17 protein-coding genes are annotated in these 18,617 nt (G+C 71.8%); 7 read left to right on the top strand and 10 right to left on the bottom strand.

Annotated features, from left to right (window positions below; genetic code table 11):
- Positions 1 to 238: 238 nt before the first annotated feature.
- The 7 genes from ACFC1X_RS01045 to ACFC1X_RS01015 all read right to left on the bottom strand — a co-directional run bounded on the left by ACFC1X_RS01045 (position 239) and on the right by ACFC1X_RS01015 (position 5,842).
- Positions 239 to 1,627 (bottom strand): 8-oxoguanine deaminase, encoded by a 1,389-nt coding sequence (locus tag ACFC1X_RS01045; protein WP_376347595.1) that lies wholly within the window; start codon positions 1,625 to 1,627, stop codon positions 239 to 241.
- A gap of 72 nt (positions 1,628 to 1,699) precedes the next feature.
- Positions 1,700 to 3,112 (bottom strand): nucleobase:cation symporter-2 family protein, encoded by a 1,413-nt coding sequence (locus ACFC1X_RS01040; RefSeq protein ID WP_376347593.1) that lies wholly within the window; start codon positions 3,110 to 3,112, stop codon positions 1,700 to 1,702.
- A 97-nt stretch (positions 3,113 to 3,209) separates the two neighbouring features.
- Complete coding sequence (pucL, locus tag ACFC1X_RS01035; RefSeq protein ID WP_376347591.1) at positions 3,210 to 4,112, bottom strand: factor-independent urate hydroxylase; 903 nt, start codon at positions 4,110 to 4,112, stop codon at positions 3,210 to 3,212.
- A gap of 8 nt (positions 4,113 to 4,120) precedes the next feature.
- Complete coding sequence (gene uraH, locus ACFC1X_RS01030) at positions 4,121 to 4,522, bottom strand: hydroxyisourate hydrolase (RefSeq protein WP_376347589.1); 402 nt, start codon at positions 4,520 to 4,522, stop codon at positions 4,121 to 4,123.
- Between the two features lie 2 nt (positions 4,523 to 4,524).
- Positions 4,525 to 5,034 carry a 2-oxo-4-hydroxy-4-carboxy-5-ureidoimidazoline decarboxylase gene (uraD, locus tag ACFC1X_RS01025; RefSeq protein ID WP_376347587.1) on the bottom strand — a complete coding sequence of 170 codons (510 nt, stop codon included), beginning with the start codon at positions 5,032 to 5,034 and terminating at the stop codon, positions 4,525 to 4,527.
- 167 nt (positions 5,035 to 5,201) lie between these two features.
- Positions 5,202 to 5,570: a helix-turn-helix domain-containing protein gene (locus tag ACFC1X_RS01020; RefSeq protein ID WP_376347585.1), complete on the bottom strand. Its 369-nt coding sequence runs from the start codon at positions 5,568 to 5,570 to the stop codon at positions 5,202 to 5,204.
- Positions 5,567 to 5,842 (bottom strand): hypothetical protein, encoded by a 276-nt coding sequence (locus ACFC1X_RS01015; protein ID WP_376347584.1) that lies wholly within the window; start codon positions 5,840 to 5,842, stop codon positions 5,567 to 5,569. The genes ACFC1X_RS01020 and ACFC1X_RS01015 overlap by 4 nt, the downstream gene beginning before the upstream one ends.
- A 138-nt stretch (positions 5,843 to 5,980) precedes the next feature.
- On the opposite strand from ACFC1X_RS01015, the gene ACFC1X_RS01010 reads away from it, so the two are divergent.
- The 5 genes from ACFC1X_RS01010 (at position 5,981) to ACFC1X_RS00990 (ending at position 10,754) form a co-directional block, all read left to right on the top strand.
- On the top strand, positions 5,981 to 6,820 hold the full coding sequence (locus tag ACFC1X_RS01010) for a TIM barrel protein (protein WP_376347583.1): 840 nt from the start codon (positions 5,981 to 5,983) through the stop codon (positions 6,818 to 6,820).
- 52 nt (positions 6,821 to 6,872) lie between these two features.
- Positions 6,873 to 7,763: a 2-hydroxy-3-oxopropionate reductase gene (locus tag ACFC1X_RS01005; RefSeq protein ID WP_376347581.1), complete on the top strand. Its 891-nt coding sequence runs from the start codon at positions 6,873 to 6,875 to the stop codon at positions 7,761 to 7,763.
- 187 nt (positions 7,764 to 7,950) lie between these two features.
- Positions 7,951 to 9,414, top strand: coding sequence for a catalase (locus tag ACFC1X_RS01000; RefSeq protein WP_376347579.1), 1,464 nt, complete (start codon positions 7,951 to 7,953; stop codon positions 9,412 to 9,414).
- A 427-nt stretch (positions 9,415 to 9,841) separates the two neighbouring features.
- On the top strand, positions 9,842 to 10,078 hold the full coding sequence (locus ACFC1X_RS00995; protein WP_376347578.1) for a hypothetical protein: 237 nt from the start codon (positions 9,842 to 9,844) through the stop codon (positions 10,076 to 10,078).
- 64 nt (positions 10,079 to 10,142) lie between these two features.
- On the top strand, positions 10,143 to 10,754 hold the full coding sequence (locus tag ACFC1X_RS00990) for a TIGR04222 domain-containing membrane protein (RefSeq protein WP_376347576.1): 612 nt from the start codon (positions 10,143 to 10,145) through the stop codon (positions 10,752 to 10,754).
- Positions 10,755 to 11,608: 854 nt separating this feature from the next.
- Here the strand turns inward: ACFC1X_RS00990 and gcl are convergent.
- Entirely contained in the window at positions 11,609 to 13,393 is a 1,785-nt protein-coding gene (gcl, locus tag ACFC1X_RS00985; RefSeq protein ID WP_376347575.1) for a glyoxylate carboligase, read from the bottom strand.
- Between the two features lie 155 nt (positions 13,394 to 13,548).
- Here gcl and ACFC1X_RS00980 point away from each other — a divergent pair, with 155 nt between their 5' ends.
- Complete coding sequence (locus ACFC1X_RS00980) at positions 13,549 to 14,226, top strand: hypothetical protein (protein ID WP_376347573.1); 678 nt, start codon at positions 13,549 to 13,551, stop codon at positions 14,224 to 14,226.
- 53 nt (positions 14,227 to 14,279) lie between these two features.
- Entirely contained in the window at positions 14,280 to 15,296 is a 1,017-nt protein-coding gene (locus ACFC1X_RS00975) for a hypothetical protein (protein WP_376347572.1), read from the top strand.
- Positions 15,297 to 15,302: 6 nt separating this feature from the next.
- Here ACFC1X_RS00975 and lbuL read toward each other — a convergent pair whose 3' ends face one another.
- Together lbuL and ACFC1X_RS00965 are read right to left on the bottom strand one after the other, a co-directional pair.
- Entirely contained in the window at positions 15,303 to 16,919 is a 1,617-nt protein-coding gene (gene lbuL / locus ACFC1X_RS00970) for a linear/branched/unsaturated fatty acid:CoA ligase LbuL (RefSeq protein ID WP_376347571.1), read from the bottom strand.
- Entirely contained in the window at positions 16,916 to 18,586 is a 1,671-nt protein-coding gene (locus ACFC1X_RS00965; RefSeq protein WP_376347570.1) for an AMP-binding protein, read from the bottom strand. The genes lbuL and ACFC1X_RS00965 overlap by 4 nt, the downstream gene beginning before the upstream one ends.
- Positions 18,587 to 18,617 lie beyond the last annotated feature (31 nt).

Raw genomic sequence — 18,617 nt, 5'->3', positions numbered from 1 at the left:
CGTCCCTCCGGTCGGTTACGCGTCGGCTCTGACGCGGGTGTCATGGAGGTGGTGCTGGTGGTGACGGTCGTGCGGGACCGTGACGGACCGTCTGGGGAAACGGTGACCGCTCCGGGGGCGCGCGCATGGGCGCGCACGCCCCGGAGTCGGCCGCCGTGGGCCCCGCTCGGGTCCACGGCTACCGGCCGGGAGCCGTCCCTCCCGGCCGGAGATCAAGTGGTGTTCGGTAGTGCGGTGTTCAGGCCTGGGCGGCGATCCGCGCCAGGCGCTGCGCCTCGTCGCGGGTGGAGCGGGCGATGGCGTCCTCGTCGACGGTCAGCAGGCGGCCGTCCTCGACGATCTGCCGGCCGTTCACGAACGAGGCCGTGACCGGGGCCGCGGCGCCGAAGACCAGCGCGGTCACCGGGTCGGCGATCGCGGAGTGGGCGAGGGTGTCCATCCGCCACAGCACCAGGTCGGCGAGCTTGCCCGCCTCCAGGGAGCCGGTCTCGGCGGCCCGGCCGAGGACCTGCGCACCGCCGTAGGTCCCCAGGCGCAGCGCCTTGCGGGCGTTCAGCGCGGCCTCGCGGTGGGCGCCGAGGCGGTTGATGAGGAGGGCGTTGCGCAGTTCGGTGTGGAGTTCGCCGGACTCGTTGGAGGCGGTGCCGTCGACGCCGAGGCCGACCGGGACGCCGGCGGCGAGCATGTCGGGGACCCGCGCGATGCCAGCGGCCAGGCGGGCGTTGGAGGACGGACAGTGCGCGACACCGGTCTTCGTGCGGGCGAAGGCGGCGATGTCGGAGTCGTTCATGTGGACGCAGTGCGCCATCCACACGTCCTCGCCGAGCCAGCCGGTGGACTCGAAGTAGTCGGTCGGGCCCATGCCGAACAGCTCGTGGCAGAACTTCTCCTCCTCCACGGTCTCCGAACCGTGGGTGTGCAGCCGCACGCCGAGGCGGCGGGCCAGCTCGGCGCCCTGCCGCATCAGTTCGGTGGAGACGGAGAAGGGGGAGCAGGGGGCGACGGCGACCTGGGTCATCGCGTCGAAGGAGGAGTCGTGGTGCTCCTTGACGGTGGCCTCGGTGGCGGCGAGCGCGCCGTCCAGGCTCTCCACCGCGAAGTCCGGCGGCAGCCCGCCGTCCGACTCGCCGCGGTCCATGGAGCCGCGGGCGAGGGTGAAGCGGACGCCCGTCTCGTGGGCGGCGCGGATGATCGCGCCGGACAGGTCGCCGGAGCCGCGCGGGTAGACGTAGTGGTGGTCCATGGCGGTGGTGACGCCGCCGCGGGCCATCATGGCGAGGGACCCCTGGGCCGCGGCGTACGCCATGGGCTCGTCGATGCGGGCCCAGGTCGGGTACAGCGCGACCAGCCAGTTGAACAGGTTGTGGTCGGTGGCCAGGCCCCGGGTGATCCACTGGTAGAAGTGGTGGTGGGTGTTGACCAGACCGGGCGTGACCAGGTGTCCGGTCCCGTCGATCCGGCGTACGACGTTCTCCAGACCCTCCGGTGCCCGGCCCGCGCCGATCGATTCGATCCGGTTGCCGGCGATGACGACATGACCCGAGGCGTACTCGGTGTCGCCCGCGTCGACGGTCGCGATCGCGCAGTTCTCGATGACCGTGCGCTCGGCTGCCGATGATGCTGCCATGCTGCTTCCTTGTCTTTCAGTGGGGCCCGTGGGCGGGGATTCGAGTACCCACGGGGAGGGCACGGCAGGACCCTAGGAGGATTTGAGTGCCGGAACCGGCTGGCGGCTCCGGGTGCCGAGATGGTGGAAGAAGAGGTTGAGCGAGACCGCGACGAGCGCGCCGGCGCTGATGCCGGAGCCGAGGACGGTCTGCGCCCAGGCGGGGAACTCGGCGTAGAAGGCCGGTGCGGCCAGCGGGATGATGCCCGCACCGAGCGCCACGGCCACCAGGATGATGTTGGAGCTGTCGTCCAGTCCCGCCTCGGACAGCGTACGGATGCCGCTGACGGCGATGGAGCCGAAGAGGACGATGCCCGCGCCGCCGAGGACCGGCATCGGAACCAGGGAGACGACCGCGCCGAGCACCGGGAAGGCGCCGAGGACCAGCAGGGTGGCGCCGGCCACGGCGACGACGTAGCGGCTGCGCACCCGGGTCAGCGAGACGACGCCGACGTTCTGCGCGAAGGCGGAGGTGGGGAAGCCGCCGAAGACCGGCCCGATCAGGGTGGCGAGGCCGTCGGTGCGCAGGCCGCGGGTGATGACCTTGGAGTCGGCGCGGCGGTCGCAGATCTCGCCGAGGGCCAGCATGCCGGCGGACGACTCGGTCATCAGGACCAGCATCACGATGCACAGCGACAGGACGGCCGCGGGCTGGAACTCGGGGGCGCCGAAGGCGAACGGGGTGGGCAGCGCGGCGACCGGCGCGGACTTCAGGGCGCCGAGGTCGGCCATGCCCAGGGGCAGGGCGACGAGGGTGCCGATGAGCAGGCCGAAGAGCAGGGCGACCTGCTTGAGGAAGCCCCTGCCGAACCGCTGGACGACGAGGATGACGCCGAGGGTGAAGGCGGCGAGCGCGAGGTTGCGCATGGAGCCGAAGTCGGCGGCGGCCTTGTCGCCGCCCTGCGCCCAGGCGACCGGGACCGGCATCAGTGTGACGCCGATGAGGGTGATGACCACGCCGGTGACCAGCGGCGGGAAGAAGCGGAGCAGCCGGCCGAAGAACGGGCCGACGGCGAGGCAGAACACGCCCGCGACCATCACCGCGCCGTAGATGGCGGGGAGCTGACCGCCCCCGCCGTTGGTCTCGGCGATGGCGAGGATGGGGGCGATGCCGGCCGAGGAGGCGGCGTTGACGAAGGGCAGCCGGTTGCCGACGAAGCCCTTGACGCCGAGGGTCTGGAGCAGGGTGGCGACGCCCGCGATGAGCAGGCTCGCGGCGATCAGCCGGGTGCGGCCCTCCAGGTCGAGTCCGACGGCCTGGCCGATGATGAGCGGAGGGGTGACGACGCCCGCGTACATGGCGGCGATGTGCTGGAGCGCGGCGGGGACGAGCCGCGAGGGGTGGAGCTTCTCGTCCACCGGGTGCACGGACGTGACGGCGTCCTCGGTGTGCACCGGCGGGGTGGAACAGGAGCCTTTCGCCGGCTCCGGTGCAGGCAGTGCCATGGTGTTCCCTCCGGTGTGGCGCGCCGCCGGCCTCGGTGGCCGGGCCGGCGGCGCGCGTCCCCCGTCAGAGGTTGGTCAAGTCGACCCGGCTGGTGTTCTAGGCGCCGGAGCGCCCGGTGGTGGGCGCGATCAGGCCGTAGGGGCGGTCGGCGGCGTAGTACACGGCGCCGTCCTTGGCCTCGTTGTCGATCCCGAAGGGCGACAGGTCGGAGCGGAAGTGGTGCTTGTTGGGCATGGAGAAGCGGATCTCGTCGACCTCGTCGCGGGAGTTCAGCACCCGCACACCCATCTCGAAGAGGGTCTGCTGGAGCGAGTACGAGTAGGTCTCGGCGAACGCCTGGAGCGCGTGCTTGCGCACCCCGTGGTACGAGCGGTCCCAGTCCGGGGCGTGCGAGTCGACGCCGTCCCAGTTGTGCCGCCACCAGGTGGAGACGGTGGTGGCGAGGATCCGGTCGTAGTCCTCCTTGAGGGTCGTGTACTTGTCCTTCAGGTAGCCGAAGAACTCGGAGTTGGTCGAGTTCAGGACGGTCAGGTCCTTGAACCCGGAGAGCACCTGGATGCCGTGGCCGTCGTACGTGATCTCCGCGACGCGCGTCTCCTGGCCCGTGCGGACGAAGGAGTGGGCGATCTCCTCGGAGCCGACGAAGCGGGCGCCGCCCTTCGAGGTCTCGATCCGCTCCCAGCCGTACTCCTCGATGCGGATGCGGGCCCGCTTGATGGGCTCGTTGTTGTCCACGAAGTGGCGGGCGAGCTTGACGCCGAGGTCCTCGGCGCTCTCGATCCCGTGCTCCTTGGCGAAGGCGAACACCGTGTTCTTGGTGGTGTCGGTCGGCAGGACGTTCGCGTTGGAACCGCTGCGGTGGACCTCCTCCATGTCGCCGGACAGGGCGACGGAGACGTTGAGGTCCTTGATGTGGTGCGTGTCGCCGTCACGCGTGATCTTGACAACGCGGTTCTCCGCCTTGCCGTACTGGTTCTGTCCCAGGACGAAACGGGTCATTGCTTCGGTCAGCTCCCTCGGTAAACGGAGTAGCCGAACGGGTTGAGCAGCAGCGGAACGTGGTAGTGCTCGCCGGGCACCACCGCGAAGGTGATGGTGACCTCGGGGAAGAACACGGGCCGGCCGTTCTCGCTGTCCCGGAGCGCGGGGGCGTCCTGCTGGGCCGCGGCTTGTTTCTTGGCGAAGTACGTCTCGGTGTCGAAGTCGAGGCGTACGTGGGTGGTGCCCTGCGGCAGGGCCGGGAGGTCCTTGCACCGGCCGTCGGCGTCGGTCGCGGAGCCGCCGAGCCGCTGCCAGTCCGCCTCGCCGCCCGAGCGGGCGCTGAGGTGGACGGCGACGGCCTCGGCGGGGCGGCCGACGCTGGTGTCCAGGATGTGCGTGGACACGGAGGCGGTGGTGCTGGTGCTCATGGTCAGGCGTCCTGTTCGACGAGTCGGGTCAGGCGGATGCGGTTGATCTTCCCCAGTTCGGTGCGGACGATCTCCCGCTCCTGCTCGGGCGAGTTGCCGATCCGCTCCTTGACCGCGTCCCGCATCTGCTCGCCGGTCCGGCCGGTGGCGCAGATGAGGAAGACGTGGCCGAACCTGTCCTGGTAGGCCAGGTTGAGTTCGAGCATCTCCGCCTTGAGTTCCTCGGCGGCGCCGGCCATACCCGCCTGCTCGCGGGACGAGGTCGGGTCGCCGGGCTTGGGGCGGCCGATCGGCGGGTGCCCGGCCATCGCCTCCGCGAGGTCCTCCGCCGTCAGTGCGGCCATGGCGGCGTCACTGGCGGCGTACAGGTCCTCGGGGGTGGCGAAGGGGCGGGCGGCGAGCAGTTGCCGGGCCCAAGCCGTGGAGGCGCACGCCTCGTGGAGTTCGGCGCGTGCCGCGGACTCCTCGAGGGTGTTGAATCGGGCCAGGCCCGACGCGGATGTGGACGTCACGGGAGCCTCCGTGGCCTTGTGCTGAACGGGCGTGCCGATAGCTAACGCCCTCGGAAACAAGCCGTCAACACTTTGTTGAAAATTCGGGGTGACGAAAGCCGCCGCCCGGTTACCGGACGGCGGCTCGCTGTTCAGAGTGTTGTGCCTGGTCAGGTGCGTGCCTCGACTCAGGCGCCCTTCTCGCGGTTGAGGTAGTTGTAGACGGTGAACCGGCTGACGCCGAGGGCGCCCGCGACGGTCTCGACGCCGTGGCGCACCGAGAAGGCGCCCCGCGCCTCCAGCATCCGCACCACCTCCTGCTTGGCCCTGCGGTCCAGGTCGGCCAGCGGCATGCCCTGCCGGCGCTCCAGGGCGGCCAGGATGTGGTCCAGGGAGTCGGCGAGCTGCGGCAGGCGTACGGCGACGACGTCGGCGCCCTCCCAGGAGAGCACCACGTCGTCCTGGCCGGCCTCGTCCGGCGGGAGCATCTCACCGCCGATGGCGTCGACCAGGGGCTTCACGGCCGCGATGAAGGGCTCCTCCCCCGGGCCCGTCACCGCTCGCCCTCCCCGTCGCGGCTCCCGTCGACCCCGTCGACCACGTTGACCTGGAGCGAGATCCTGGTGGCACCGGCCTCCAGGGTCCGGCGCAGCAGCGCGTCCACGGCGCCGAGCACCTGGTCGGCGCCGCCCTCGGCGGTGTTGCCGAACGGGCCGACGTCGACCGCGTCCAGCTCGGCGGCCTCGACGACCTCGCGGGCCACCACCGCATGGGCGGGCGCCTCGTCCAGGTCGAAGGGTTCGGTCGTGAACTCCACTCTCAATCGCACGCGGTCAACCTAACGCGGGGTGACCGTTTCCGCCGCCCCCTCTTGACAAGCCCGGAACCTCGACGGCAATCTTCCATTAAGCAGAAACGAACTTCCGTAATGCGGAACACGATCGAACGGAAGGGAGCGCGGCACCCGATGGGCTTCGCAGATCAGCGCTTCAACGTCAACCTGTCGATCCTCTTCACGGAACTCCCGCTCCTGGAGCGCCCCGCGGCCGCCGCCGCGGCCGGCTTCACCGCGGTCGAGCTGTGGTGGCCCTGGATCGACTCGCCCACCCCCGAGCAGTCCGAGCTCGACGCCCTCAAGTCGGCGATCGAGGACGCGGGCGTCCAGCTCACCGGGCTGAACTTCTACGCCGGACAGCTGCCCGGTCCCGACCGCGGCGCCCTGTCGGTGCCGGGCGAGGAGTCGGACCGGTTCCGCGCCAACATCGACGTGGCCGCCGGCTTCGCGCAGTCGCTGGGCTGCACGGCGCTCAACGCGCTCTACGGCAACCGCGTCGAGGGCGTGGACCCCGCCGAGCAGGACCGGCTCGCGCTGGAGAACCTGGTCCTCGCCGCCCGCGCGGCCGACCGGATCGGCGCGATCCTGCTGGTCGAGGCGCTGAACAAGCCCGAGTCGCCGCTCTACCCGCTGGTGTCGGCGCCGGCCGCGATCGCGGTCGTGGACCAGGTCAACGAGGCCACCGGACTGGGCAACGCCAAGTTCCTCATGGACCTCTACCACCTGTCCATGAACGGCGAGGACCTGCCGCGGGTGATCGACGCGTACGCCGCGAAGACCGGCCACGTGCAGATCGCCGACAACCCGGGCCGCGGCGCCCCCGGCACCGGCTCCCTCCCGCTGGAGGAGCTGCTCGACCAGCTGGCGAAGGCCGGTTACGACGGCTGGGTCGGCCTGGAGTACAAGCCCGGCGACGACCCCAGCGCCCAGTCCTTCTCCTGGCTGCCGGCCGAGGCCCGAGCGGCCCGCTGAGCGCCCCCACAGGAACTTTCGAGACTTTCAGATTTTCAGAGAGGCACCCATCATGAGCTCCCTCCCCAAGGTCGCCTGGGTCGGTCTCGGCATCATGGGCTCCCCCATGTCCGAGAACCTGATCAAGGCGGGTTACCAGGTCACCGGCTTCACCCTGGAGCAGGAGAAGCTGGACCGCCTGTCCGCCGCCGGCGGCACCGTGGCCGGCTCGATCGCCGAGGCCGTGCGCGACGCCGACGTCGTCGTGACCATGGTCCCCGCGTCGCCGCAGGTCGAGGCCATCGCCTACGGCCCCGACGGCATCCTGGAGAACGCGAAGTCCGGCGCACTGCTGGTCGACATGTCCTCGATCACCCCGCAGACCTCCGTGGACCTCGCGAAGGCCGCCAAGGACAAGGGCATCCGCGTCCTGGACGCCCCCGTCTCCGGCGGCGAGGCCGGCGCGATCGAGGCCGTGCTGTCCATCATGGTCGGCGGTGAGCAGGCCGACTTCGACGAGGCCAAGCCGCTCCTGGAGGCGCTCGGCAAGACCATCGTGCTGTGCGGGCCGCACGGCTCGGGCCAGACCGTGAAGGCCGCCAACCAGCTCATCGTCGCCGTGAACATCCAGGCGTGCGCCGAGGCCGTGGTCTTCCTGGAGAAGTCGGGCGTGGACCTGAAGGCCGCCCTCGACGTCCTCAACGGCGGCCTGGCCGGCTCGACCGTGCTGACGCGGAAGAAGGACAACTTCCTCAACCGCGACTTCAAGCCGGGCTTCCGGATCGACCTGCACCACAAGGACATGGGCATCGTCACGGACGCCGCCCGCAACGTCGGTGCGGCCCTGCCGGTCGGCGCCACGGTCGCCCAGCTGGTCGCGTCGCTGCGCGCCCAGGGTGACGGCGGCCTGGACCACTCGGCCCTGCTGCGGGCCGTGGAGCGCCTGTCCGGCGCCCAGGTCTGACCGTACGCACCTCACCAGACCTCCGGGTGGCGCCGCCGCTGACACCTGTCCTGTCGCGCCCGAGCGGCGGCGCCGCCCGGAACCCACTTCAACAAACTGTTGACGTGCCTTCGCCCCAAATCTAGGCTCCACGAAGCGGAAACAAGTTTCCGCTGAATCTCGCACGGAAGACCACGGAAGGTCCACGATGTCGCAGCGCGTGCTCACCACCGAGTCCGGCGCCCCGGTCGCCGACAACCAGAACTCCGCTTCCGCCGGCATCGGCGGCCCCCTCCTGATCCAGGACCAGCACCTCATCGAGAAGCTCGCGCGCTTCAACCGCGAGCGCATCCCGGAGCGCGTGGTGCACGCCCGCGGCTCCGGCGCCTACGGCCACTTCGAGGTGACCGACGACGTCACCGGCTTCACGCACGCCGACTTCCTGAACACAGTCGGCAAGCGCACCGAGGTCTTCCTGCGCTTCTCCACCGTGGCCGACTCGCTCGGCGGCGCGGACGCGGTCCGCGACCCGCGCGGCTTCGCGGTGAAGTTCTACACCGAGGAGGGCAACTACGACCTCGTCGGCAACAACACCCCCGTGTTCTTCATCAAGGACCCGATCAAGTTCCCCGACTTCATCCACTCGCAGAAGCGCGACCCGTTCACGGGGCGTCAGGAGCCGGACAACGTCTTCGACTTCTGGGCGCACTCCCCCGAGGCCACGCACCAGGTGACCTGGCTGATGGGCGACCGCGGCATTCCGGCGTCGTACCGCCACATGGACGGCTTCGGCTCGCACACCTACCAGTGGACGAACGCCAAGGGCGAGTCCTTCTTCGTCAAGTACCACTTCAAGACCGACCAGGGCATCCGCTGCCTGACCGCCGAGCAGGCGGCCGAGATCGCGGGCCAGGACCCGACCTCGCACCAGACGGACCTGGTGCAGGCGATCGAGCGGGGCGTGTACCCGTCCTGGACGCTGCACGTGCAGCTGATGCCGGTGGCCGAGGCGGCGAACTACCGCTTCAACCCGTTCGACGTGACCAAGGTGTGGCCGCACTCGGACTACCCGCTCAAGCGGGTGGGCCGCCTGGTGCTCGACCGCAACCCGGACAACGTCTTCGCGGAGGTCGAGCAGGCCGCGTTCTCCCCGAACAACTTCGTTCCGGGCATCGGCCCCTCCCCCGACAAGATGCTCCAGGGCCGCCTGTTCGCCTACGCGGACGCGCACCGCTACCGCCTGGGCGTCAACCACACCCAGCTCGCGGTGAACGCCCCGAAGGCGGTGCCGGGCGGCGCGGACAACTACGGCCGGGACGGCCTCATGGCCGCCAACTCCCAGGGCCGCGAGGCCAAGAACTACGAGCCGAACTCCTACGACGGCCCGGCCGAGACCGGCCGTCCGCTGGCCGCGCCGCTCCCGGTCTCCGGTCACGCCGGCACCCACGAGGCGCCGCTGCACACCAAGGACGACCCCTTCTTCCAGGCCGGTGAGCTGTACCGGCTGATGACCGAGGACGAGAAGAAGCGGCTGATCGCGACCATCGCCGGCGGCCTGTCCCAGGTCTCCCGCAACGACGTGGTCGAGAAGAACCTCGCGCACTTCCACGCGGCCGACACCGAGTACGGCAAGCGCGTCGAGGAGGCGGTCCGCGCCCTGCGCGAGGACTGACCCACCGGCTCGCGCACGGAACCCGGCGGGGAGGCCGGGGCCGTGTGCGCGGCCCGCGCAGGCACCGAGCAGCCCGGATGAGGGGTGTGTGCCCGGTGCCGGCGCGGGCAGGGCGAGGACCGCGGCGGCAGGCGAGCCAGTGCGGTGGTGAAGGGCCGGACGTTTCTCCTACGACCTGAGGGGAGACGCGTTCCGGGCCCGTCGCACCGCCGCGGTCCCAGCCACACCCGCCTCTGCTTTCACAGAGGCCCCAAGACTCCGTCCGGCGGCGCGAACGACCTGTCGCGCCCAGCCTCGCGCCGCCGGACGGACACCACGTGAAGAACCTTCACCGGCTGGAGAGCGCCGGATGCGGACGGTCCCGCATCCGGCGCTTTCCGGCGTTCGCCGGGGTGCGGATCGCGGGCGCCCGCAGCAGCCTGAAGTCATGGCACATCCACCGGAGCATCCGCACATCGTCGTCCACTCCCCCGCCCTCGACGGCTCCCGCCGGGTCACCTCCGGCGACGAGACACTCGGCGTCGCCTCGCACATCGACGACGTCGCCGAACTGCTGCGCCTGGCCGACCTGTACGTGACCGACGTGGCCGACGACGCGCTCGTCGAGTGGCAGGGCGGCGGCCCGGACGACTGGCCGGGGCTGCACGAACACCACGAGGGCTGACCAGGCGTAGGCACCCCCCGGGGCGGGCACAAACCCGGCAACACGGGGGCACGGGGGTGGTGTCATGTACGACGACTGGCCGGTCCGGCTGGAACCTCACGAGGTGGCGCTGTTGCGGGGCGGGCCGCGTGCCGCCGTCACGGTGGCGGTGGTCGACCTGTATCTGCGGGGCGCCGTGGAAGCCGGCCCGCCGGGCACCGTACGGGCGCTGGCGGCGGAGCCGGGGACGGCCGCGACGCCCCTCCCGCCGCTGGCCGAGGCGGTGCGGTGGAGTCTGGAGGAGCCGCTGGGCATCCGGAAGCTGACCCGGCACCCGGACGTCCGCCTGGCGGTGGCCCTGATGCGGATCCCGCTCGCGGAGGAAGGCTTCCTGCGCTACCCGCTGCTCGGTCCGACCCGGGACGCCCGCCGCCGCGTGCGGGTCCTGCGGGAGCGGCACCCGCTGCCCGGCAGCCGCCGCGGACTCACGGCCGACGACCGGCTGCTCGCCGTCGCCCTGCACGACGAGGCCGCCCTGCTCCTCCTGCTCCCCCGCTTCGCCCTCCGGGCCGGGCTGCTGGAGCACGTGGAGGTGGCGGACCGGGGCCTGCGCCGACACTCACCGCGCGGCGGCCCGAGCGGCGCGTCCAACCCGTTCTACTGCGGCGGAGGCGGGGGCGGCGGCGGCTCCGACTGAGCGGGACCGAACCGGCGGGCACGCGCTCGGGCACGTGGCCGGTGCCGCCCGGCCGCCACAGCGGCGCGACCACTGCCCGGAGGCCGGGCCCCGGCCCGCGCAACGGGCGGGCTCGCACAGCGAGCACGGGCTCGCACGGCGGCCGGGCTCGCTGCCCGGCCGACACGGCGGCGCCACCGCTGCCCGAAGGTCGGGCCCCGGCCCACACAGCGGGCACAGGCTCGCGCGGCGGGCCCCGGCTCGCTGCCCGACTGACGCGGCGGTGCCACCGCTGCCCGGCGGTCGGGCCCCGGCCCCACGCAGCGGGTACGGTCTGGCACAGCAGGCGGGCCAACTGCCTGGCCGACGCGGCGGTGCGACCGCTGCCCGGCGGTCGGGCCCCGGCCCGCGCGGCGGGCGCAGGCTCGCGCCGTGGGCCTCGGCTCGCGCGGCGGGCCCCAGCTCGCTGCGGCGGTGCCACCGCTGCCCGGAGGCCGGGCCCCGGCCCACACAGCGGACACGGGCTCGCGCGGCGGGCCCCGGCTCGCTGCCCGACTGACGCGGCGGTGCCACCGCTGCCCGGCGGTCGGGCCCCGGCCCCACGCAGCGGGCACGGGCTGGCACAGCAGGCGGGCCAACTGCCTGGCCGACGCGGCGGTGCCACCGCTGCCCGAAGGTCAGGCCCCGGCCCGCGCGGCGGGCACAGGCTCGCGCCGTGGGCCCCGGCCGACGCGGCGGTGCCACCGTTGCCCGGGGACCGGGCCTCGGTGCGCGCGGCGGGCACGGGCTCGCGCAGGGCGGGCCCACGAAAACGGGCCCACGCGCAAGAGCGGCCCGTTCGGTAGGAACGGGCCGCTCTTGGGGCTGCGGAGGGGTCAGACCTTCAGGGTGCGGATCGCGGTCGGGGCGTGGCCCGGCTCGGTCGCGACCTCCTCGAACTCCACCACGTTCGAGATGTCGTTGGTGCCCGACATCGAGATGTTGGTGATGCGCTCCAGGATCGCCTCGACAACGACCGGCACCCGGTGCTCGGCGGCGAGCTTCTTGGCCTGCTCGAGGGCCGCGCCCAGCTCGTTCGGGTCGGTCACCCGGATCGCCTTGCAGCCCAGGCCCTCGGCGACCTTGACGTGGTCGACGCCGTAGACGCCCAGCTCGGGCGAGTTGATGTTCTCGAACTCCAGGTTGACCTGGAAGTCGATCTCGAACGCCCGCTGCGCCTGACGGATCAGGCCCAGGTAGGAGTTGTTGACCAGGACGTGCACGTACGGGATCTTGTGCTGTGCGCCGACGGCCAGTTCCTCGATCATGAACTGGAAGTCGTAGTCGCCGGAGAGTGCCACGACCTGGGCGTCGGGGTCGGCCTTGGCGACGCCGAGCGCGGCCGGGACGGTCCAGCCGAGCGGGCCCGCCTGGCCGCAGTTGATCCAGTGCCGCGGACGGTAGACGTGCAGCATCTGGGCGCCGGCGATCTGGGAGAGGCCGATGGTGGAGACGTACCGGGTCTCCGGGCCGAAGGCCTTGTTCATCTCCTCGTAGACGCGCTGCGGCTTGATCGGGATGTCGTCGAAGTGCGTACGGCGCTGGAGGGTCGCCTTGCGCTCCTGCGCGGAGGCCGCCCACTCGGAGCGGTCGGGCAGCTTGCCGGCTGCCTTCAGCTCCTTGGCCACCTCGACGAACAGCGCCAGCGCGGCCTTGGCGTCGGAGGCGATGCCGTAGTCCGGGGCGAAGATCTTGCCGATCTGGGTCGGCTCGACGTCGACGTGGACGAACTTCCGCCCCTCCGTGTAGACGTCGATCTTGCCGGTGTGGCGGTTGGCCCAGCGGTTGCCGATGCCGAGGACGAAGTCGGACTCCAGGAAGGTCGCGTTGCCGTAGCGGTGCGAGGTCTGGAGGCCGACCATGCCGGCGTTCAGCTCGTGGTCGTCGGGCAGCAGGCCCCAGCCCATCAGGGTCGGCACGACCGGGGTGCCGGTCAGCTCGGCGAACTCCACCAGCAGGTCGGCGGCGTCGGCGTTGATGACACCGCCGCCGGCCACGATCAGCGGGCGCTCGGCGGCGTTGAGCATGCCGATCGCCTTCTCGACCTGGGCGCGGGTCGCGGCCGGCTTGTAGACCGGGAGCGGCTCGTAGGTCTCCGGGTCGAACTCGATCTCGGTCAGCTGGACGTCGATCGGCAGGTCGATCAGGACCGGGCCGGGGCGGCCGGAGCGCATCAGGTGGAACGCCTGCTGGAAGACGCCGGGGACCTGGGCGGCCTCCAGGACGGTGACGGCCATCTTGGTCACCGGCTTGGCGATGGAGGCGATGTCGACGGCCTGGAAGTCCTCCTTGTGGATCACCGCGGTCGGCGCCTGGCCGGTGATGCACAGGATCGGGATGGAGTCGCCGATCGCCGAGTACAGGCCGGTGATCATGTCGGTGCCGGCCGGTCCCGAGGTGCCGATGCAGACGCCGATGTTGCCGGGGTGGGTACGGGTGTAGCCCTCGGCCATGTGCGAGGCGCCCTCGACATGGCGGGCGAGGGTGTGCTGGACACCGCCGGACGCCTTGAGCGCCGCGTAGAAGGGGTTGATCGCCGCGCCCGGCACACCGAACGCGTCGGTGACGCCCTCGCGCTTGAGAATCTCAACTGCCGCTCGGGCAGCGGTCATACGAGCCATCGAGTACTCCTGCTCCGGCTGTCGGATTCGCACTCCCGTCGCGCCCCGCGGTGAGCTTCTTCCGTAGCAACTTCCGTATAGCGAAATTTGTTTTCTACGATCTGGAAGTAATGTAAGTGGGCGGCCGAGGGCAGTCAAGAGAGGACGATGGGGTCATGTCCGAGACCATCTCGGTGTGCTGCACGGCCTGCGGGCGGCGGCACCGCTACACGGCACCCTCGTATCCGTGCGCGTGCGGGCAGCCCGTCGCGCCCGCGCTCGATCCGCAGGGGACCGCGACCGCGGTCACCCACCGGGCGTGGGAGGAGGAGTGGGTCGGCGTGCGCTGCGCGGCCTGCGGGGCGCGCAGCCGGTGGCCGCGGCCGGAGCTGGGGTGCCCGTGCGGGACGACGCTGTGCGTGCCGGTGGACGACGCGTCCCCGGGCCGGTCCGGGCGCGCCCCAGGGTCACGGGTCCCGGCCCACCGGGCGGTCCCGATCCGCACCGCGCGCGACGCGGTCACCGCGGCCGTGCTGTATCTGCGCGGGCTGGGGCACCGGGACGTGCGCCGCGCCGACCAGCGGCCGCTGTCCGGCATCGGGCTGGCCGCGGCCGGCCTCGTCGTCCAGGTGGATCCGACGGTGGGCCCGGCCTCGGTGCGGGACGTGGAGTGCCTGTGGCTGACGGCGATGGCGGAGTCCGCGCGGTGCGTCTACTTCTCCCTCACCGGATACGCCGAGGACGCCCGGGTCCGCGCCGACCTGCTCGGGGTGGCGCTGTTCGTGCTCGACCCGACGGGAGTGCCGCGCCCGGTGAACGAGTCGGCCGTGGCGCTGGACGCCACGGCCGACTGAAGGCGCCCCTTTGTATCGTGAACTGCACCTGTCGCGCGTCACCGGGAGCCGGAATGAGTCGTACCACCCCACCGCGGCCGTTCGACGTCACCGCGCTCTTCCCTCAACTGGCTCCGCTGGCCCGCACGGCGACCCGGCTGCACCCTCGGGCCGGGTCTCCGTCGCGGCATGACAGTTCGGTCGGCGGGCCGCTGCTGTGGCCCGCCGACGAGCCGTGGCCGTACTGCGACGGCCCGCACGAGTGGGACGGGGTGAACGAGCCCACGTCGCCGGAGGACGTGCGGGTGCGGCGGCGCATCAACGAGGCCGCGGCGTCCGGGTACACGCCCGAGGAGCGGGCGACCCTCGAGCGGATCAACGCCGGTCGTCCCTGGCCCGAGGGCCCGGTCGCCATGCTGCCCGTGGCGCAGCTGTACGTGCGCGACGTCCCCCTGCTGCGCCCGCCCGGGCAGGCCGACGCCGATCTGCTCCAGGTGCTGTGGTGTCCCTTCGACCACCCGGACCACCCCAGGACCGCGCTGTACTGGCGGTCCGCGGCCGAGGTCACCGACGTCCTCGACTCACCTCCGGAGCCGTCCGCGGTCCAGTTCTCCGACTACGTACCCCAGCCGTGCCTGCTCTCGCCGGAGGAGGTCACCGAGTACCCCCACTTCATGGAGCTGGACAAGGAGTCGCGGGAGCAGCTGGCGGACTGGAGCAGGTGGGAGGCGGCCGGAGACGCGGTGGACAGCGCCTACGCCGTCGCGCCGCAGGAGTTCTACACGAGCCGGCTGTCCGTCTCTCCCGGCTGGAAGGCCGGCGGCTGGTCCCGCTGGGGTCTCACCGATCCCATGCCCCGGACCTGCGCCGCCTGCGGCACCGCGATGGACCCGCTGCTGACCATCGCCTCGACCGAATGGAACAAGGGCACGGGGAGCTGGGCCCCCGAGGGGGACCAGGCCCGCGACCCGCTTCCCCCCGGCGTTCCCCCGGCGAACTACACCCGGGTCGTCGTCGCCGGGGGCTACGCCCTGCAACTCCACGTGTGCCCGGTGTCCGCGGACCACCCGCACCTGGAGCTGGTCCAGTAGCCCGGCTCAGGCAGGCTCCCCGTACCGCTCCCGCAGCTCCACCTTGCGCACCTTCCCCGACACCGTCATGGGGAAGGAGTCGAGGAGCTGGAGGCGGCTGGGCACCTTGTAGTGCGCCAACTGCCCGTCGCAGTACGCCCGCAGCTCCTCCAGGGTGAGCGGGTCGGCGGCGTCGCGCGGGACGACACAGGCGAGGACCTCCTCGCCGTAGCGCTCGTGCGGTACGCCGACCACCTGGACGTCCGCGATCTTCGGGTGGGCGTAGAGGAACTCCTCGACCTCGCGCGGGTAGATGTTCTCTCCGCCCCGGATGATCATGTCCTTGATGCGGCCGACGATCTCCACGTACCCGTCCTCGCGCATCACCGCGAGGTCCCCGGTGTGCATCCAGCGGCCCGCGTCGATCGCCTCGGCGGTCTTCTCGGGCTCGTCCCAGTAGCCGAGCATCACGCTGTAGCCGCGGGTGCGCAGTTCACCGGCGTCGCCGCGCGGCACGGTCACCCCGGTCACCGGGTCGACAACCTTCACCTCGATGTGCGGCAGGACCCGGCCGACGGTGCCGGTGCGGTGTTCGAGGTCGTCGTCCATGCGGGTCTGGAGGGAGACCGGGGAGGTCTCGGTCATGCCGTAGCAGATGGAGACCTCCTCCATGTGCATCTCGGCGACCACCCGTTTCATGACCTCCACCGGGCAGGGCGAGCCCGCCATGATGCCGGTGCGCAGGGAGGTGAGGTCGTACGAGGCGAAGTCGGGGAGGTTCAGCTCCGCGATGAACATGGTGGGGACGCCGTACAGGGACGTGCACCGCTCCCGCTGCACCGCCTCCAGGGTGGCGGCCGGCTCGAAGGACGGGCCGGGGATGACGATGCACGCGCCGTGCGAGGTGGCGCCCAGGTTGCCCATCACCATGCCGAAGCAGTGGTAGAAGGGCACCGGCAGACAGACCCGGTCCTGCTCCGTGTAGCCGACCGTGCGGCCCACCCAGTAGCCGTTGTTGAGGATGTTGTGGTGGGAGAGGGTGGCGCCCTTGGGGAAGCCGGTGGTGCCGGAGGTGTACTGGATGTTGACCGGGTCGTCGCAGCTCAGCCCGGCGGCGATCGCGTCGAGGCGGTCCTGCGGCACCCGCGCGGCGCCCTCGGTCAGCGCGTCCCAGGACGGGTCGCCGATGTAGACCGTCTCGCGCAGCGCGGGGCACCGGCCGCGGACCTGCTCCACGATCGCCCGGTAGTCGCTGCCCTTGTGGGCGAGGGAGGCGACGAGGACGGTGATGCCCGACTGCTTGAGGACGTACTCCAACTCGTGCGCACGGTAAGCCGGGTTGACGTTCACCATGATGACGCCGATGCGGGCGGTGGCGTACTGGACGAGGACCCACTCGGGGCAGTTGACCGCCCAGATGCCGACCCGGTCGCCCTGGGCGACGCCCTTCGCCAGCAGTCCGCGCGCCACCTCGTCGACGGCGGCGCCGAACTCGGCGTAGGTCCACCGGCGTCCGGACGGTACGTCGACCAGGGCCTCGCGGGCCGGGTGGGCGGCGACCGCCCGGTCGAGGTTGGCGCCGATGGTGTCGCCGAGCAGCGGGGTGGTGCTGGTGCCGTGGGCGTACGACAGGGGTGGGGTCACCGGAAGTCCTCCTCGCGGTACTCGTTCGCGGAACCGGCCGCGGTGGCCTCGCGCAGTTCGATGCGGCGGATCTTGCCGGAGACGGTCTTGGGCAGCTCGCCGAACTCCAGGCGGCGCAGGCGCTTGTAGGGGGCGAGGACTTCGCGGGAGTGCTCGAACAGCACCTTCGCGGTGTCCGGTCCCGGCTCCCAGCCCGCCGCCAGCACGATGTACGCCTTCGGTACGGCGAGGCGCAGCGCGTCCGGGGCCGGCACGACCGCCGCTTCGGCGACCGCTTCGTGCTCCAGCAGGGCGCTCTCCAGCTCGAACGGGGAGATCTTGTAGTCGGACGCCTTGAAGACGTCGTCGCTGCGTCCGACGTAGGTCAGGTAGCCGTCGGCGTCCCGGGAGCCGATGTCGCCGGTGCGGTAGTAGCCGCCGGCCATCGCCTCCGCCGTGCGGTCGGGGTCGCCGTGGTAGCCGGTCATCAGGCCGACGGGGTGCGCGGACAGGTCCAGCGCGATCTCGCCCTCGTCGGCGCCGGGGGCACCGGTCACCGGGTCGAGGAGTTCGACGCGGTAGCCGGGGCTGGGGCGGCCCATCGAGCCGGTCTTCAGCACCTGTCCGGGGCTGTTGGAGACCTGGACGGCGGTCTCGGTCTGGCCGAAGCCGTCCCGGACGGTCACGCCCCAGGCCTCGCGGACCTGTTCGATCACCTCGGGGTTGAGCGGCTCGCCGGCGGCGACGACCTCGCGCGGGCGGTGGGCGAGCTGGGTGAGGTCGGCCTGGATGAGCATGCGCCACACGGTCGGCGGGGCGCAGAACGTGGTCACCCCGGCCCGGTCCATCTCGGCCATCAGGCGGGCCGCGTCGAACCGGGTGTAGTTGTACAGGAAGACGGTCGCCTCGGCGTTCCACGGCGCGAACAGGTTCGACCAGGCGTGCTTGGCCCAGCCGGGCGAGGAGATGTTCAGGTGCACGTCGCCGGGCCGCAGACCGATCCAGTACATGGTCGCCAGGTGCCCGACCGGGTACGACACGTGGGTGTGCTCGACCAGCTTGGGGCGGGCGGTGGTGCCCGAGGTGAAGTACAGCATCAGCGGGTCGTCGGCGGCGGTGGGGCCGTCCGGGGTGAAGGCGGCGTCGGCGGTGTACACGTCCGCGTAGGGCAGCCAGCCGGGTGCCGTGCCGCCGACGGCGACGCGCGTGTAGTCGCCGGGCACGTCGTCGAACTTGCCGGCGTCCTCGGCGCGGACGATCACGTGCCGCACCTTGCCGCGGTCGACGCGGTCGCGCAGGTCGGCGGGGCCGAGCAGCGGGGTGGCCGGGATGACGACGGCGCGGAGCTTCATCGCGGCGAGCGCGGTCTCCCAGAGCTCGGTCTGGTTGCCGAGCATGACGAGGATGCGGTCCTCGGCACGCACGCCCCACTCCCGCAGCCGGTTGGCGACCCGGTCGGAGCGGGCGGACATCTCGGCGAAGGAGACCCGGACCTCCGAGCCGTCCTCCTCGACGATGTGCAGCGCGGTGCGCTCGTTGCCGTCGGCGATGACGTCGAACCAGTCCAGCGCCCAGTTGAAGTCCCGGGGGCGGGGCCAGGTGAAGCCCTCGTAGGCGGCGGTGTAGTCCGTACGGTGCTCCAGCAGGAAGTCCCGCGCGCTGCGGAACAGCTCCGTGGCCGTCGTCATCTGTCCTCCTTCGTGCCGGACCTTGCCGGGC

The organism is Streptomyces sp. NPDC056128, from assembly GCF_042263835.1.
Lineage (GTDB): Bacteria > Actinomycetota > Actinomycetes > Streptomycetales > Streptomycetaceae > Streptomyces.
Note: the sequence above shows the minus strand (reverse complement) of the source record. Positions and strands in the feature narration are given on the sequence as shown.